The following is a 15,982-nucleotide window of genomic DNA, read 5'->3' on the forward strand; positions in this document are numbered from 1 at the left end:
CTTCCTTTCGCGCCGACCGGCCGTCAGATTCCGTCCGGGTCGGTCCGGTTGAGCGTCGGCTTCGGTGCCGAGCCCGCCGTCATCAGGTAGTCCGCGGCCGACGTGTCCGTCACCAGGCTGGTGACGAGACCGGAGCGCAGCACCGCGTCGATGGCCGCCGCCTTGCGCTGCCCGCCCGCGATCGCCACCACCTCGGGGATGCGGCGGAGCTGGTCGGCCTTGACGGTGATGCACCGCTCCCCCAGGTCCCGCCCGACCCGGCGCCCCTCGGCGTCGAAGAGGTGCGCGGACATCTCGGCGGCGACGCCGAGCGAGGCGTAGTGCGCCCGCTCCTCGTCGCTGAGCATGTCGTGCACCGTCGAGATGCCCGGCTCCCAGGAGCCGATGGAGACGCAGGCGACCGTGACCTTGTCGAAGTACTCGAAGGCCCGGGCGATCCCGGTCTGGTGCCGCAGCGCCTGCGCGGTGGCCGCGTCCGGCAGGAGCATCGGCGCGTAGATGGGGTGGGCGTCGCCGCCCGACACCTGGGCGGCGCGGCGCACGGCCTCCACGGAGCCGCGCTCGGCGGTCCCGGCGTCGTACACGCCCGTGAGCTGCACCACGGTGCACGGCGGCAGCCGGTCCAGGGCCGCCGCCATGTGGATGGTGGACCGGCCCCAGGCCAGGCCCAGGACGTCGCCCTCGTTGACCAGCTCGCCGAGCAGGTCGGCGGCCACCTCCCCCAGGTTCTCCGGGTCGGGTGTCTCCTCGGCGTCGGCCGGGGACTCCACCACGACGGCGTGCCGGAGCCCGTAGCGGGCGCGCAGGGCGTCCGAGCGCTCGGCGTCCAGCTCGGCCGGCACCCGGATCTCGATGCGGACAAGGTCCCGCTCGAGGGCGGTCTCGAGAACCCTGGCCACCTTGAAGCGGCTGACGCCGAACTCCTCCGCGATCTGGATCTTGGACTTGCCCTCGAGGTAGAAGCGGCGGGCCATGGCCGCCGCCTGGACCAGCTCAGCGGGTCCCATCCGCATGGCTGAACGGCCCGCCGACATACCCGACACGGCGATCTCCTCACTGCTGTTCACACTCTGGATACGCCGTTCATCCTTGCAGATTCGGCGCTGTTGATCAGCCCTGATGGGAGCCGTTCACTTTCTGTTCCTCAGTGGTCGCAGGACCAGGACGCCCTGGCGGTCGCCGCGTCCGCCTGTGTGCGCAGGGCACGCACCGCCTCGGCCGGGTCGGACGCCCCGTACACCGCGGACCCCGCGACGAAGACGTCGGCTCCGGCCTCCGCGCACCGCTCGATCGTGGTGGCCGACACACCGCCGTCGACCTGGAGCCACAGCTCCAGACCGTGCTTCTTGATCAGCTCACGGGTGCGGCGGATCTTCGGAAGCATGATGTCGAGGAACGCCTGCCCGCCGAAGCCGGGTTCAACCGTCATGATCAGCAGCATGTCGAGTTCGGGGAGCAGGTCCTCGTACGGCTCGATCGGCGTCGCGGGCTTCAGCGCCATGGACGCGCGGGCGCCCTTGGCCCGGATCTCCCGGGCCAGCCGTACGGGCGCGGCGGCCGCCTCGGCGTGGAAGGTGACGGAACCGGCGCCCGCCTCCACGTACTGCGGCGCCCAGCGGTCCGGGGCCTCGATCATCAGGTGGCAGTCCAGCGGGGTGCCGGTCGCGCGGGCCAGGGACTCGACCACCGGCACGCCGAGCGTGAGGTTCGGGACGAAGTGGTTGTCCATGACGTCGACGTGGAGCCAGTCGGCTCCCTCGACCGCCCTGGCCTCGTCCGCGAGGCGGGCGAAGTCGGCGGACAGGATGCTGGGGTTGATCTGGGGGGCCATGCGCCAAGCCTGCCATGCTCTGCGGGGGCGGGCGGGGACGGGTCCTGGTCGCACGTCTCAGCGGGCACTGCACACCGGCAGGTTCTGGGGCCTGCGGAGCGCTTCGAGTTCCTTCAGGCGGGTGTCCAGTCCGGACGGGTCGGCGAAGGCGCGCAGGACCGCCTGGTGGAAGGCGTCCCGGGTGGTGCGGGGCATGGCGTCGGAGGCGTCCCAGCAGCGGGTGCGGCCGGGTTCGCGCAGGAGGGTCCCGATCTGCCGCTCGGCGGCGTCCTGCCCGGTGTCCGCCGGGGCGGCCCGGTTCGCCGTGTACTCCGGCAGCGCGGTGTCCGGGTCGGCGAGGTAGCGGATGAGCTGCTCGGCCTCCGGGGTCGGGTTCAGTACGGCCGCCAGGTCTCCGGAGACCTCCCAGGCGCCGGCGTTCGCCCCGGCCCCCGGCACGACCTCGGAGGAGTGGACGTAGTCGCCGCCCTCCCGCCGCCAGTGCCCGGCGCGGAAGGACCCCTGGTGCTCCAGCCGGCCCGCCGCGCACTCGGCGTCGAACGCGGTGGTCAGCACCTGCTCGGCCCGGGCGCCGTCGCCCGCGCCCACCAGACCGGCCCAGGTCGTCCAGGCCCTGCGCACGGCGGCGTCGGTCCAGGGCAGCCTGCCGTTGGCCCAGTCCTCGTACACCCGCGGCCCGGCCTGCTGGAGCAGGATGTCCTCCACCCAGTCGGTGCCGGGCCAGCCGGAGGTCGCGCCGGACTCCATGCCGAGGCACCACCGGGCGGGAGGACCGGCCGTCTTCGCCGTCGGCGCCGGACCGGCGTACCAGACCATGCTCTTCAGGCCGGTCTTCACCGGCAGCCAGTAGGTGTGGGCGTCCTGCCCCGGCACGGTGACCTCGGGAGCCCAGAACCGGTCGTAGTCCCCGGCGTCGAAGAGGTCGTCCAGCGGGTGGAGGCGGCCGTCGACGGCGTACGCGAGCAGTTCGCCGGGGCCGGGCAGCACCGCCACGTCCGGCGGGTTGCCGGCCGCCATGTCGGCGGCGAGCACCTGGCTGAGCGCGGAGCTGCCCTGGTAGACGACGTCGATCCGGTACTTCTTCTCGAACGGTTCGACGACGTGCTCTTCGAACTGCTCGCGCTCGGTGCCGCTCCAGTTGGCGAGCAGCGTGACGGAGCCCTCCCAGCCGCGCGCCCAGCGGACCCCCGCGTACACACCGGCCCCGAGCAGGACCAGGCAGAGGCAGAGGATGCCGAGGGTCCGGCCGCCCGGGCGGCTCATCGCTGCCCCCGGAACCGGTACTCGGCGATCCGCGGCCACAGTCCCCACAGCGTCAGCGCCACCACGGCGGCCCCTCCCAGCGGTATCCAGTTGGACAGCGAGGCCCAGAACCCGGCGTCCGCGAGCACGCCCCGCACCTCGTCGGCCACCTCGGGAACGGCGTCCGGGCCGGCCGGCGGCACCCGTACCCCGGCGACGGCGTCGGTCATCGCGCGGTGCGCCGAGAGGGTCTGCCACGCCAGCACCGGCACCCCCGCGGCACACAGCGCGGTGGCGGCCGACAGGCGCACCGGCACGGGCCGCCTGAAGCGGCGCCGCAGGAACAGCCCGCTCTCCAGCAGTGCCCCGCACAGCGCCGCGTACAGCACGGCGACCGTGCACCAGCCGAGCCACAGCTCCCAGGGGAAGGCGGCCTGCCGCCGGGCCTCGGCCAGTTGTTCGCCGCGCAGGGCGTCGAGGCGGCTCATGATGTCGCCCTCGGTTCCGGCCTCGGCCTCCACGCCGAGGACCTTTTCTGCGTAGTGGAGGAAGGCGGCCCGCAGCGGTGAGCCCTCCGGTTCGCGGCCCCCGCGCTCGACCCAGCCCGAGTAGACGGCGATCAGCCCGGTGACGGTCTGGACGTCGTGGCGGCCCGCCAGACCGGTGACGTTCTCCGAGGCGGCGAGGGCGAGACTCTGCTGGGCGACGGAGATCTGGGTGAGGAACTCGCCGCTGGTGTCGCCCTCGGCGCCGCCGTCGCGGACCACGTCGTGCGCCTGGCGCAGCGCGCCGCGCGCGGTGTCGACGGCGCGGATGCCCGGCGTGCTCGCGGTGGACAGGGGCACGGTGTCGTCGTGCACCCCCCGGTAGGCGAAGAACAGCGCGAGGGTGGTCGCGGTCGCCAGGACCAGCAGCAGCCTGAGCCTGCGGACCAGGTCACGGCCGGTGGTGCTCACGGCCGTGCCTCGAAGCGGTGGCCGCAGGAGGGGCAGAACCGGGCGGTCGCCGGAGCCCGGTGCGAGCAGGCCGGGCAGCCCACGGTGGCCCCGGTGCCCGGCGCGGTGCCCGCCGTGCCGGTGCTCCCGGTGGCGGTGCCCGGTGCGGGGCCGTAGGTGCTGTGGCTGCTCGCGGTGATCAGGTGCTGGAAGTCGACGGCCGTCACGTCGGGGCGCAGGGCGACCCGGCCCTCCTGCGCGTCCTCGATCCGCACGAGCCGGGCCAGGCGGCCGAGTTGTTCGTCGGCGCCCATCGCGTGGGCCAGTCGCACGGCCCGGCCCAGGTGCCGCTCGGCCAGGTCGCGCTGTCCGCGGCGGTGGGCGTCGGTGGCGGCGGCGACGGCCTCGCCGAGCCTCTGGTGCTGCTCGAAGTGCTCGACCTGGACGTCGGTGTGCCGGGACAGCGCCGGATCCTCGGTCCAGTGCACCAGGCAGGCCTGCGGCGGCGGCACCCGGACCTCGTCGCCGCCGGGCACGTCGACGGCGACCACGGCGAGCTGGAGGTCCTCCCGGCGCGGGCGTCCGGACGGGTCGGCGGCGAGGCAGAGCTGGTAGCGGCGCGTCTCGTCGCCCCAGGCGCGGGTGACGAACCGGCCGGTGCCGGCCTCGGCGGTCAGCTCGGCCTCGGTGGGGAAGACCTGCTTGAGGTAGCGCACGGAGCACCCGGGCATCGCGGTCACGGAGATCACCAGCTCGGGCACGGTCTTGGTGAGCAGCCGGTTCATGAGCTGCTCGTACTCCCCCGGCAGGGCCGCCTCCTCGCGCACCGAGGAGGCGCTGCCGTGCAGCCGGCGCGTGATCCGCAGCAGCTCCCGGCCGTCCCAGCCGTCGCCGATGCCCCAGGCGTCGCAGACGAACCGGCCCGCGCACTCCTCCAGCACCCGGGCGAGCGGCATCTGCTCGTCGTGCTGGTTCTTGCCGTCGGTGAGCAGCAGGACGTGGCCGATGGGCGCGTCCTGCTCGGCCAGCAGCCGGCGGCTCAGGTCCAGCCAGGCGCCGATGCAAGTACCGCCGCCCGCGACCATCTCGCGCACGGCCGCCGCGGCCCGCGCCCGGGTGCCGGCCGAGGCGCGGGCCATGCGCGGGGTGTCCGGATAGACCACGGTCGCCTGCTCGTTGCCCCGGACCACGGCGAACGGCGTGCCGTCGGGCAGCTTGCGGATCGCCGCGACCGCCGCCTGCTGGGCGGCGTGCAGCTTCTCCACCGGCCAGGTCATGGAACTGGAGCAGTCCACGGCCAGTACCTGGGCGAGCACCGGCCCGCCCGGGCGGCCCGCGCCCCCGGTGCCGTCCACGCGCACGCTGAGGATGGCGTGCATCTGCGGGTCATCGGCCTCGCCGGACAGGTACTTCCACTGGCTGATCTCCAGACCGGCGGCCACCTGTCCGGCCGCCTCGCCCGTCCCGGGCGTTTCCGTCTCCACGGTGTCCCTGCCCCCTCGCCCGTCGTCGCCGTCCCGCCCACGTTCCTTGCCGCGTCGTTCCGTGCCGCACCGCCCGCGTTCACGCCGTACGCCGCCAGCCCCGCACCAGCTCCCGCAGCCCGGCCGGTGCCGGGAGCACCGCGTAGGCGGCGTCCAGCAGGTCGCCGCGCTCGCCGGCGCTGCCCGCCTGGTCGGCGAGGCGCCTCAGCGACCCGGACAGCAGCCTGCGCAGCGCGTCCTCGGTGTCCTGCGGGCCCAGCAGCTCACCGGCAGGGAACCCGCTCCCCCAGCCGCCGGGCGGGCGGCAGACGAGCGCGTGCTCGCGCAGTTCGGCCACCAGCCGGTCCCGGGAGCCGCCGTCGTCGAGGTGCAGCCCCGCCAGCCGTTCACCGGCCTCGCGCAGCTCGGCGGCGAGCGGAGCGGGCCCGCCGGGCAGCCGGCCGGCCAGGATCCGCACCGCCGCGACGCGCGCGGCGTCGTAGTGCCGGGAGGTGGTCGGCACCCCGTCGAGCACGTCGACGGCCCGGCGGCGTCCGTCACGGCGCAGCCGGACCCGGGCCAGCCCGAAGGCGGCGCTGCCCTGGGTGGGGTCCCGCCGCAGGACGGCCTCGTAGAACTCCTCGGCCTGCGCCTCACGGGCCCGCGCCCGCGCTGCCGCCTGCGCTGCGTCCGGTTCGCGTGCGTCCGGCGCCCGTACGCCCGGGCCCCCCGGACCCCGTAGGGCCGGCCCCCGCACGGCCGCCCCTTGTGCGTCCGGCCCCGGCGGGCCGGGCTCCCGTGCGCCGGGCTCCCGGAACCGCGCGGCCAGGTACTCGGCGCAGTAGCCGAGCGCCAGCTTGGGCGCCGCCTCGCCGGGCAGCGCGGCGTAGGTGGCCGCGAACTCGTCCTCCGCCTGGTCCACCGCGCCGCGCGTGAGGTGGACCAGGCCCCGGTGCCAGAAGATCCGCCAGTCGTAGTCACCGCTCCACCCCTTGGCCCGGGCCACCCACTCCTCGGCCCGGGCGGCGTTCCCGGCGTCCAGGTAGGCGCGGCACAGCCACAGTGCCGTCTCCACGGTGCGCAGCGCCGGGTCGCGCTCTGCCCGTTCGGCGGTGCGGTCGGGGGTGTCCGCGGCGAGCCCGCCGAGCAGGACGGCCGCCGGGTCCGCGGCGTCGGGCAGGGGCACCGGCAGCGCCCGGGCCGTCGCGCCGGGTTCGGGAGCACCGGCCGGCAGCTCGGGTGCCCCGGTGCCGGACCGCCGCGTCCACCACCGCAGCGCCGGGACCGTGCCGAGTCCGGCGCCGAAGACCGCCGCGGTCGGCTCGAACCGGGTGGAGCGCTCGGGGTACGGTTCCCGTCCGCCGAGCGCCTGGTCCTCGCGCAGCACCTCCCACAACTGGCGGGACATCTCGGCCGCGGAGCGGAAGCGGGCGGCGGGCTCGGGGTGGGTGGCCCGGCGGATCAGCGCCTCGAAGGAGCGGGCGGCCAGTCCGGCGGGCCGGGTGGCCCGCTCGGCGAGCACCTTCAGGGTCCGGCCGACGGTGTACAGGTCGCTGTCGACGTCGAGGCCGCGCCGGTCGCGTTCGCGCTTCGGCGGGGCGTAGCCGTGGGTGTGGACGAGCGCCGAGGAACGGTCGTCGATCCGGCGGATGGCACCCAGGTCGATGACCTTGATCTCGCGCCCGTAGTGGATGACGTTCTCGGGCTTCATGTCGCAGTAGAGCAGGCCCCGGTCGTGCAGGTACTCCAGGGCGCCGAGGATCTTGCAGCCGTACGTGATCACGTGCCCGAAGGTGAAGCCCCCGGCGCCGAACAGCCGCGTCAGCTCCTCCTCGGGGGCGAACCGGATCCAGGCGAGGGACCGGCCGCCGACGTACTCCATCACGATGTAGCCGGTCGGTTCGGCGTCGCCCGGCGCCCGGTGCCGGACGTGCGTGACGATGCGGACGATGTCGCGGTGGTGGAGGGTGCTGAGCGAGCGCCGCTCCTCCACGGCCGCCCGGCGGGCCACGGCGTCGCCGGTGTTGATCAGTCCCTTGAGGACGACGTGCAGGCCGGGCACCCGGGTGTCCTCGGCCAGGTAGACCCAGCCGTGGCCGCCGACGGCGAGATAGCCGAGCACCTCGTAGTGCCCGCCGACCCGGTCGCCGGGGCGCAGCTTCGGCCGGAACGAGTACTCCGTGCCGCACTCCGGGCAGAACCCGTGGTCGGGCGCGGGACCGCCGTCGTAGGAGACCCCGATGGTGCCGGCGCAGTTGTCCACGCCGCAGCGCCGCCCGCCGGTCGGGGGCCGGGCGACGGTGTCGGCGGCCTCGGAGGGGTCCGGGGAGGGCAGGTGCGGCAGGACCAGGAGGCCGTCGCGGTCCAGCTCGCCCGGGGGTGCGGCGACCGGGGCCTGCGGGGACTCCTCCGGTGGAACGGGGGCGGCCGGGTCGGCGGCGGGCCCGGGCGGGGCGGGCTCCGGGGCGGGGGCGCGGCGGAAGCAGGTGTCGCAGAACCCGGTGACCATGATGTGACCGCCCCGGCAGTCGGCCCGGACGCAGGCTCTGCCGCTCATGCCGGGAACCCCTCGCGCGGCCGGGGTGCGGGCCGGGGTCTTCTCGCCGTCATCGCGCGTCCCCTTCGCCGTGGTCGTCGACGCGCCGGGTGTAGGCGTCCACCGCCGCCTCCGCCGCCCGCACGTCGCAGGGTCGGGCCCTGAGCAGGGCGTGGGCCCGGAGGTAGAGGCCGTCCACCTCCGGGTCCTCCTCGCCCCGCAGGGCGTGCTGGTGCAGGACGTGGTAGCCGCGCAGCCGTCCGGCGAGTTCGTCGCGCCGGTCGCGGAGCCGGTCCAGTTGGGCGACGGCCTTCGCCAGCCGGCCGGCCGCCCGGTCGGCCAGCCGCTCGTACCGGGCGAGGTCGAGGCCTGGCCCGGGGACCCGGCCGGAGTCCGGACGGCCGTCGCCCTCACGGTCTTCGTCGCCCCGGTCCACGCCGTCCCGGTCCACGCCGTCCCGGTCCACGCCGCCCGCGTCCGCGTCGTCGGCGTCGTCGTCGGCGTCGTCCGCGCGCAGCAGGCCGGCCAGGGCGGCGTGGGCGGCCACGAGGTCCGAGTCGAGGGGGCGCACGCCGTGCGGGACCACGGCCGCGAGTCGTTCGTGCAGGTCTTGGGCGAGCGGCCCGGTGATCTCCCGCAGCCGCTCGACGAGCCGGGCGCGACGCTCCCGACCGGGCCGGACGAGCAGGCGGTCGCGGGCACGGCGGTGGCAGTCGCCGTCCTCGCGGAAGACCAGCAGCAGACGGCTGCCGCCGGCCCGCAGCACGTCCAGGAGGTCCAGCAGCGACAGCGGGTCGGCGGCCTCGTCGACGCCGACGACGACCAGGTTGAGCGTGGCCCTGGAGGCCCGGATGCGGTCGAGCGGGGGATCCTCGGGGTGCTGCCACAGGCCCATGCGTTCGGCGATCCGCTCGGCGATCTCGGCGGCGCTCACCCCGCTCGCGTCCACGGCGAGGTCGTGTCCCCCGGCGGACGGGACGGTGCCGGGCGGGTCGAGGGAGGCGCGGTCGACCGAGACCGCGGTGCGCAGTTCCCGGTCGGCGAGGGTGATGGCGCGCCGCAGCGTGGCCGCGCGGGCGGCGTCGCCGGGTCCGACCACGCTGATCTTCACCTGGCTGCCGTCGTCGCGCAGCCAGGCCGCGAGGCGCTGGGCGAAGGGCTCGTCGAGCAGGTCCTGCGAGGCGCCGTCGGCGGCGGGGAGCAGCCGCTCGTCGACGGCCGTGGGACCCACGATGTGCGGCTTGAGCCGGGGCAGGTGACGGGCGATGGTCTCGGCGGGGCTCATGAAGGAGAACCGGTTGCCGTGCTGGTCCTGCTGCCCGCTGAGCACCATGCCGATGACCTCGCCGGTCCGGCTGTCGGCGACGCCCGCGCCGCTGCACCCCGGGCTGGCCAGTTCGCCGGGGCTGACCGGGCTGAGCTGCACCTGCCCGTCGCGCCCGCAGCCGCCGACGACGGTGGAGCGGAACCAGATGCCGCCGTTGTGGGCGTAGGGGAAGCCGTACATGCGCACCTCGCGGCCGGGTGCGGACAGCCGGTGCAGCCGCACCGTTTCCCCGACCGGCCGGGGCCGGTCCAGCCGCAGCAGCGCCACGTCCCCGACGGGGTCGCCGTCCGCGTCCCGCGTCTCCGGCACGTAGGCGCTGCCGTCGACCCGGGCGGGCACCGCGGGCACGCTGTGGTCGGCGGCGCCGACGAACTCCGCGGTGAGCCGGTCCTCGGCGCGGTCCACCACGTGCGCGCAGGTGAGCACCTGATCGGGGGTCAGCAGGATGCCGGCCCCCGCGATCTCCCCGTCCGCTCCCCGGATCCGCACCGCCCAGCTCGGTGTCTTCAAGGGCGAGGCGGCCGGATCTCCCCCGCCAGCAGCCATATGCGAACTATACGGGCGGGTGCACCTGGCGCATACTGCTGCGACAAGAGTGAACGAGCTCCGTACGGAGGCGAGTTGACGAACGAACCGGGTTTCGTCGGGCTGGCCGAGGTGATCGGCCGGATCCGCGGCGAACTGGAGGAGGCCCGCGCCGAGGCGGAGGGCCGGGACCTCGGTTTCGCCGTGGAGAACGTGAGTCTGACCTTCACCGTGCAGGTCCACCGCGCCGGCTCCGGCCGGGGCGGCGTCCGGATCGGGGTGGTGACGGCCGAACTGGGCGGCTCCGTCGACCACCAGACCACCCATCAGGTCCAGGTGGACCTGAAACCGGAACTGGCGGGCGGTGAGCGGGTGAAGGTGAGCCGGCGCTAGCCGGGCCGGGGGGCGGGTCAGGTCACGAGGTCCGGCGCACGAGCGCCAGGTACATGGCGTCCGTGCCGTGCAGGTGCGGCCAGAGCTGGACGTCGGGCCCCTCGCCCAGGGCGGGGACGCCGGGCAGCAGCGGCCGGGCGTCGAACAGCTCGGCGCCGGGGTGCTGCTTGAGGACGTCCGCGACGACGGCGCGGGTCTCGGCGAGGTGCGGCGAGCAGGTCGCGTAGGCGACGACGCCGCCGACCCGTACGGCCTCCAGGGCACCGCGCAGCAGCCCGCGCTGGAGCGGGGCGAAGCCCTCCAGGTCCTCGGGGCGGCGCCGCCAGCGTGCCTCGGGCCGGCGGCGCAGGGCGCCGAGCCCGGTGCACGGTACGTCGACCAGCACCCGGTCGAAGCTCCCGGGCCGCCACGCGGGGCGGGTCCCGTCGGCGGCGATCACCTGGTACGGCCCCGGGTTGCCCTCCAGCGCCCGGGCCACGAGGCCGGCCCGGTGCGGCTGCTTCTCGGAGGCGAGCAGGAAGGCACCCCGTTCGGCGGCGAGCGCACCGAGGAGCGCGGCCTTGCCGCCGGGTCCCGCGCACCCGTCCAGCCAGCGCCGGTCGGGCCCGTCCAGGGGCGCGTGGGCGAGGGCCAGGGCGACCAACTGGCTGCCCTCGTCCTGCACACCGGCGCGGCCCTCCCGCACGGCCTCGACGGCCCCGGGTTCGCCGCCCTCGCTCAGCCGCACGGCGTACGGCGACCAGCGCCCCGGTACGGCCGCCTCCTCGCCGAGCAGTTCGTCGGTCGTGGCCCGTCCGGGGCGGGCGACGAGGGTGACCTCGGGGCGTTCGTTGTCGGCGGCCAGCAGGTCCTCGATGCCGGCCCGGCCGCCGCCGAGGGAGTCCCACAGCGCGGAGACGACCCAGCGCGGGTGCGAGTGCACGACGGCCAGGTGGTCCTCGGGGTCCTCGTCGTAGGGCGGGGCGACCCGCTCCAGCCAGCCGTCGAGGTCGTCCCGGGCCACCTTGCGCAGCACGGCGTTGACGAACTTGGCCCGCCCGTCGCCGAGCACGACCCGGGCCAGCTCCACGGAGGCGGACACGGCGGCGTGGCTCGGGATCCGCGTCCCGAGCAACTGGTGCACGCCCAGGCTGAGCACGTCGAGCACCGGCGGATCGACCTCGCGCAGCGGCCGGTCCACGCAGTCCGCGATGATCGCGTCGTACGTCCCCTGCCGGCGCAGCGTGCCGTACACCAGCTCGGTCGCCAGGGCCGCGTCCCGGGCGTCGAACTTCTCGGGGCCCTCCTTCTCGCGGGCCTTGCGCAGCAGCGGCGGCAGGACGAGGTTGGCGTACGCGTCCCGCTCGTCCACGGCCCGCAGCGCCTCGAAGGCGAGCACGCGGACGGGGTCCTTCTGGGGCCTGCGGTAGGGCTTGCCGGGCTTGCGGGGACGACGGGGCTGATCGCTCACGAAAAAGGTGCTCCGGGTGTGGGGTGAAGTGCGCTCACCAGCGTACGCCGGGCCGGTGAACGGTGAAGCGGAGGCGCAGGGCCCGGATCAGCCGCCGAGCAGCTCGCCCTCGGTGATCCGCGCGCCGCGCGCCCAGTCGGCGGCCCGCATCGGCTTCTTGCCCTGCGCCTGCACCCACAGCAGCTCGACGGCGTGCGAGCCGGTGCCGACGTACACGTTGTTCTTCCCGGCGGCGAGCCGTCCCGGGGCGAGGTCGGTCCGGTCGGGCCGCGGCAGGGCCTGCACGAGCTTGAGCCGCTCGCCCCGGAAGGTCGTCCAGGCCCCGGGCGCCGGGGTGCAGCCGCGCACCACCCGGTCCACGCGCAGGGCGGGGGCGCTCCAGTCGATCCGGGCGTCCTCGACGGTGATCTTCGGGGCGAGCGTGACGCCCTCGTCCGGCTGCGGCACGGCCTTCAGGCTGCCGTCCTCGATGCCGTCCATGGTCGCCGCCAGCAGGCCCGCGCCGGCGAAGGCCAGCCGGGTCAGCAGGTCGCCGCTGGTGTCGGTGGGGCGGACGGTCTCGGTGACCGTCCCGTAGACGGGGCCGGAGTCCAGGCCCTCCTCGATCAGGAAGGTGGACGCGCCGGTGATCTCGTCGCCCGCCATCAGCGCGTGCTGCACGGGGGCCGCGCCGCGCCAGGCGGGCAGCAGCGAGAAGTGCAGGTTGACCCAGCCGCGGGCGGGCACGTCCAGGGCGACGCGGGGCAGCAGGGCTCCGTAGGCGACGACGGGACAGCAGTCCGGGGCGATCGCGCGCAGCCGGTCCAGGAACTCGGGGTCGCGCGGCTTCGCGGGCTTGAGCACCTCGATGCCCGCCTCCTCGGCCCGCTCGGCCACGGGCGAGGCGACCAGCCTGCGCCCCCGCCCGGCCGGAGCGTCGGGCCGCGTGACGACGGCGGCGACCTCGTGGCGCCCGGAGGCGATCAGGGCGTCCAGGGCGGGAACGGCGACCTCGGGGGTACCGGCGAAGACGAGCTTCATGGGTGGGACGGGCCTCTCGGGCGGGGGCGGTTGCGGGCGACGCACCAGTCTACGAGCCCGCGGACCACGGGCCGCCGCCGACGGCGCGGCCCCCTGCGGCAGAGGCCGGCGCGACCGACGGCGACCGGGTGGTGCGCGGGTGGCAGACCCCCCGGGGCCGAAGTCCGAGGGGGCGCACGGGCCGACCCCCACGCCCCCGCCCCGTGACCAACTCCGCACCCGCACGTTGGTCAAGGAAGAGTTGACATACCGGGCCGCCCGCGCGGCCCGATTCCTTCAACGCCGGTTCGAGAGGCTTGTTCATGGCCGACCACGCAACCCACGACGCCCAGGCTCGGGCCAGCCTGCACTTGCTGGTGCGGGACATCGAGCGGGTCCGCCGGCAGGTGGACGCACTGCGCACCCTCACCGCCCAGCTGGGCAACGTCTACCGCCCGCGCCGCTCCGGCCCCTCCACGGGCTTCGTCGTCTACGGACGTGCCCCCGCCCCGACGGTCCGTCTCGCCCAGGAGCTGCGGGACAGTGTCGAGACCCTGGTCACGGCCGCCGTGGACTTCGACCGCTCGCTCGGCTTCTCGTGGGACGCGGTGGGCTCCGCGCTCGGCGTCACCAAGCAGGCGGTGCACCGGCGCTACGGCTCACGGCGCGCCGCGGCCCGGACGGCGCCGTCCACCGCCGAGACCACCGAGCACGCACCGGAGCCGACGGGCACCCGTCCGGTCAACGTGGGCTCCGGGCTCCCCCCGGTGCCCACGGTTCCGGCGGCCCGCTCCATGCCGACCCAGCCGACCTCGGGCAGCCCGTCCCTGCGCGACGAGGTCCGTCCGACCGCCTTCCCCGGCCCGCGCAACGGCTGAGCCGCAACGGCCGACCCGCAAGGACCGACCAGCGAAGACCGACCCGCACCCGGCCGCACGCACCGGCCGAACCGCGACCCCGCACCGGCCCTCCGCCCTCCCCGACCCCGGGAGACGGAGGGCCGCGGTGCGCCCGCGCCTCACCCGATGTCGGGCGGATCGATGCGCACCCACACCGCCGTGTCACTCCCCCGGGCCGTGCGCGCCGCCTGGGCGGCCTTCAGCGCACCGGCCAGTGCCGCCCCGCGCCCGGGCGGCACCCGGACCAGTGCCCGCTCCCAGAGCTCCCCGGGCGGCGGGGCGCCCACCCGCCGCGGCCGTCCGGCCGCCGTGACCGGCAGGGGCACCGGGCCGAGCACTTCGGCCTCCCGGGGCAGCTCGACCGCGCCGAGGAAGTCGGCCACCGCCTCCGGCGGTCCCGCCACGGCCGCCAGCCGCGACACCGGCGGGAAGCCCAGCTCGGCCCGTTCGGCCAGCTCGCGCAGCGCGTGTCCGACCGGGTCCCAGCGCACCAGCGCCTGCACCGGCCGCAGCGTCGGCTCGGCGACCGCGACGACGGTGCCCCCGGCACTCTGCGGGCGGACCAGCGCGGCGGCGGCCAGCCAGCGCCGCAGCGCGTCCTCGCCGGCCCGCAGGTCCGGCCTGCCGAGCATCGCCCAGCCGTCGAGCAGCAGCGCCGCCGCGTAACCGCCCTCGGCGACGGGTTCGGCCCCCGGCGTGCTCACGACCAGGGCGGGGGTCTCGGACACGGTGTCCAGCACGTGCTCGCGCCCGGAGGTGCGCACGGGCACGGCCGGGAAGGCCCGCCCCAGCTCCTCGGCGGTGCGGCGGGCGCCCACGACCTGCGCGCGCAGCCGGAACGCCCCGCACTCGGGACAGTGCCAGGCGCCCTCCTCGCGCCCGCACCAGCCGCACCGCAGGGCGGAGGCGGACTCCTGCCCCTGCAGCGGTCCCGAGCAGTGCCGGCACCGCGCGGGCGTCCGGCACGCCGCGCAGGCCATCCGCGGTACGTAGCCGCGCCGGGGCACCTGCACGAGCACCGGTCCGTGCCGCAGGCCGTCCCGGATGGCCTGCCAGGCGAGGGTGGGCAGCCGCGCGGCGCGGGCGGCCTCGTCGCGGGCCAGGTCCTGGTCCCCCACGGTCCGCACCAGCGGCGCGGCGGCGCGCACGTGCTCCCGCCCGGCGACCAGGGGCCGCGCCCAGCCGGTCTCGACGAGCTGGGCCCCCTCCACGGTGCAGCTCCAGCCGCCCAGCAGGAAGGCGCACCGGTCCTGGGCGGCGCGCAGCAGCAGCACCTCGCGGGCGTGCGGCTGGGGGGCGTGCGGCTCGCTGTGGCTGTCGTCGCCGTCGTCCCACAGGGCGACCAGACCGAGGTCCCGCACCGGCGCGAACATGGCGGCCCGGGTCCCGATCACGGCCCGTACGGCGCCGCGGCGCACCGCGAGCCACTGCGCGTACCGCTTCTCGGGCCCGGCGTCGGCGGTGAGCACCGCGTGCCGTCCCTCGCCGAGGAGGGCGGTGAGCGCGGCGTCGGCACGGGCGACGGCCCGCCCGTCCGGCAGGACGACGAGGGCGCCCCGGCCGGAGGCCAGCGTCGCCGCCACGGCCCGCGCGAGTGCGTCGGTCCACTGCGGACCGGGCAACGCGTTCCACACGGCGCGCGGCGCGGCGCCGGACGCGAGGGCCGCCACGAACGCGGCGCCCTGCTCGTACCGCGCCCACGACCCCGGCTCGGGCACCGGCGGTGCGGGCAGCGGCTGGGGCGAGGCCCGCTTCTCGGCGCGCGCGTTGCGTGGCGGTACGGCCAGCTGGAGGACGTCGGCCACGCTGCCCGCGTACCGGTCGGCGACGGCGCGGACGAGGCCGAGCAGTTCCTCGTCGAGGATCCGCTCGGGCGAGACGACCTGGGCCAGCGCGGCCAGCGGCCCCGTGTAGTCGGACTCGGCGAGCCGCTCGACGAGGAACCCGTCGATGAGCCCGCCGCCCTCGCGCCGTCCGTCCCGCACCCGGTGCCGGCCGGCCCCGAAGCGCACCCGCACCCGCACGCCCGGCTGGGCCTCGGCGTCCAGTTCCTCGGGCACGGCGTAGTCGAAGTACCGGTCGAGGTGGAGCACGCCCTTGTCGACGAGGACCCGGGCGACCGGCAGCTCCCTGGCGAGCGCGGCCCCGCGCCAGGTGCGGGGCTTGGCCCGCGGGGTCTTCGCCTTGCGGACCGTCTCCCGGATGAGCGCGAGCTGCTCGGGCGGCGCGTCCTGCGCGCCGCCCCGCTCCGGTCCGTTGTCGCTGCTCACGCCTGCATTCTCGCAAAGACCACTGACAGCGCGGCCGGGCGACGGCACCGGCGCGAGAACCCCGGGGACCACGGCGCACGGCGGAGGCCCGGCGCCCCCTCGGGGACACCGG

General features: G+C 76.2%; 12 protein-coding genes. 2 read left to right on the forward strand and 10 right to left on the reverse strand.

Annotation, left to right across the window (positions count from 1 at the left end):
* Nucleotides 1-23: 23 nt before the first annotated feature.
* The 7 genes from Sdi02f_RS20400 to Sdi02f_RS20430 form a co-directional block, all read right to left on the reverse strand.
* Nucleotides 24-1,067 (reverse strand): sugar-binding transcriptional regulator, encoded by a 1,044-nt coding sequence (locus tag Sdi02f_RS20400; protein ID WP_030399039.1) that lies wholly within the window; start codon nt 1,065-1,067, stop codon nt 24-26.
* Between the two features lie 77 nt (nt 1,068-1,144).
* Nucleotides 1,145-1,831, reverse strand: coding sequence for a ribulose-phosphate 3-epimerase (rpe, locus tag Sdi02f_RS20405; protein ID WP_030399040.1), 687 nt, complete (start codon nt 1,829-1,831; stop codon nt 1,145-1,147).
* A gap of 57 nt (nt 1,832-1,888) precedes the next feature.
* On the reverse strand, nt 1,889-3,094 hold the full coding sequence (locus Sdi02f_RS20410; protein ID WP_030399041.1) for an ABC transporter substrate-binding protein: 1,206 nt from the start codon (nt 3,092-3,094) through the stop codon (nt 1,889-1,891).
* Nucleotides 3,091-4,029, reverse strand: coding sequence for a GlnX family signal transduction membrane protein (locus Sdi02f_RS20415; RefSeq protein WP_030399042.1), 939 nt, complete (start codon nt 4,027-4,029; stop codon nt 3,091-3,093). Before Sdi02f_RS20415 ends, Sdi02f_RS20410 begins: the two co-directional genes overlap by 4 nt.
* On the reverse strand, nt 4,026-5,492 hold the full coding sequence (locus Sdi02f_RS20420) for a vWA domain-containing protein (RefSeq protein ID WP_031082874.1): 1,467 nt from the start codon (nt 5,490-5,492) through the stop codon (nt 4,026-4,028). The genes Sdi02f_RS20415 and Sdi02f_RS20420 overlap by 4 nt, the downstream gene beginning before the upstream one ends.
* A gap of 79 nt (nt 5,493-5,571) precedes the next feature.
* Nucleotides 5,572-8,028, reverse strand: a complete 2,457-nt coding sequence (locus tag Sdi02f_RS20425) for a tetratricopeptide repeat protein (protein ID WP_030399044.1) — start codon at nt 8,026-8,028, stop codon at nt 5,572-5,574.
* Between the two features lie 49 nt (nt 8,029-8,077).
* Complete coding sequence (locus Sdi02f_RS20430) at nt 8,078-9,880, reverse strand: S1 family peptidase (RefSeq protein ID WP_108933803.1); 1,803 nt, start codon at nt 9,878-9,880, stop codon at nt 8,078-8,080.
* Nucleotides 9,881-9,955: 75 nt separating this feature from the next.
* On the opposite strand from Sdi02f_RS20430, the gene Sdi02f_RS20435 reads away from it, so the two are divergent.
* On the forward strand, nt 9,956-10,252 hold the full coding sequence (locus Sdi02f_RS20435) for a trypco2 family protein (protein WP_030399046.1): 297 nt from the start codon (nt 9,956-9,958) through the stop codon (nt 10,250-10,252).
* Nucleotides 10,253-10,274: 22 nt separating this feature from the next.
* Here the strand turns inward: Sdi02f_RS20435 and Sdi02f_RS20440 are convergent, their stop codons facing one another.
* Together Sdi02f_RS20440 and fmt are read right to left on the reverse strand one after the other, a co-directional pair.
* Nucleotides 10,275-11,702, reverse strand: coding sequence for an RsmB/NOP family class I SAM-dependent RNA methyltransferase (locus Sdi02f_RS20440; RefSeq protein ID WP_030399047.1), 1,428 nt, complete (start codon nt 11,700-11,702; stop codon nt 10,275-10,277).
* Between the two features lie 87 nt (nt 11,703-11,789).
* On the reverse strand, nt 11,790-12,722 hold the full coding sequence (gene fmt, locus Sdi02f_RS20445; protein ID WP_031082880.1) for a methionyl-tRNA formyltransferase: 933 nt from the start codon (nt 12,720-12,722) through the stop codon (nt 11,790-11,792).
* 302 nt (nt 12,723-13,024) lie between these two features.
* On the opposite strand from fmt, the gene Sdi02f_RS20450 reads away from it, so the two are divergent.
* Nucleotides 13,025-13,579 carry a hypothetical protein gene (locus Sdi02f_RS20450; protein ID WP_030399049.1) on the forward strand — a complete coding sequence of 185 codons (555 nt, stop codon included), beginning with the start codon at nt 13,025-13,027 and terminating at the stop codon, nt 13,577-13,579.
* Nucleotides 13,580-13,719: 140 nt separating this feature from the next.
* On the opposite strand, the gene Sdi02f_RS20455 is transcribed toward Sdi02f_RS20450, so the two are convergent.
* The gene (locus tag Sdi02f_RS20455; RefSeq protein ID WP_108933804.1) at nt 13,720-15,870 is read right to left on the reverse strand and encodes a primosomal protein N'; all 2,151 of its coding nucleotides are present in this window, start codon (nt 15,868-15,870) and stop codon (nt 13,720-13,722) included.
* Nucleotides 15,871-15,982: the final 112 nt, after the last annotated feature.

The organism is Streptomyces ardesiacus, assembly GCF_003112575.1.
Classification (GTDB): domain Bacteria; phylum Actinomycetota; class Actinomycetes; order Streptomycetales; family Streptomycetaceae; genus Streptomyces; species Streptomyces ardesiacus.

What these genes read in the sequence shown, in the direction of transcription:
- rpe (WP_030399040.1), bottom strand. Translation starts at nt 1,831, where the DNA reads ATGGCCCCCCAGATCAACCCCAGCATCCTGTCCGCCGACTTCGCCCGC.
- Sdi02f_RS20410 (WP_030399041.1), bottom strand. Translation starts at nt 3,094, where the DNA reads ATGAGCCGCCCGGGCGGCCGGACCCTCGGCATCCTCTGCCTCTGCCTG.
- Sdi02f_RS20425 (WP_030399044.1), bottom strand. Translation starts at nt 8,028, where the DNA reads ATGAGCGGCAGAGCCTGCGTCCGGGCCGACTGCCGGGGCGGTCACATC.
- Sdi02f_RS20430 (WP_108933803.1), bottom strand. Translation starts at nt 9,880, where the DNA reads ATGGCTGCTGGCGGGGGAGATCCGGCCGCCTCGCCCTTGAAGACACCG.
- fmt (WP_031082880.1), bottom strand. Translation starts at nt 12,722, where the DNA reads ATGAAGCTCGTCTTCGCCGGTACCCCCGAGGTCGCCGTTCCCGCCCTG.
- Sdi02f_RS20450 (WP_030399049.1), top strand. Translation starts at nt 13,025, where the DNA reads ATGGCCGACCACGCAACCCACGACGCCCAGGCTCGGGCCAGCCTGCAC.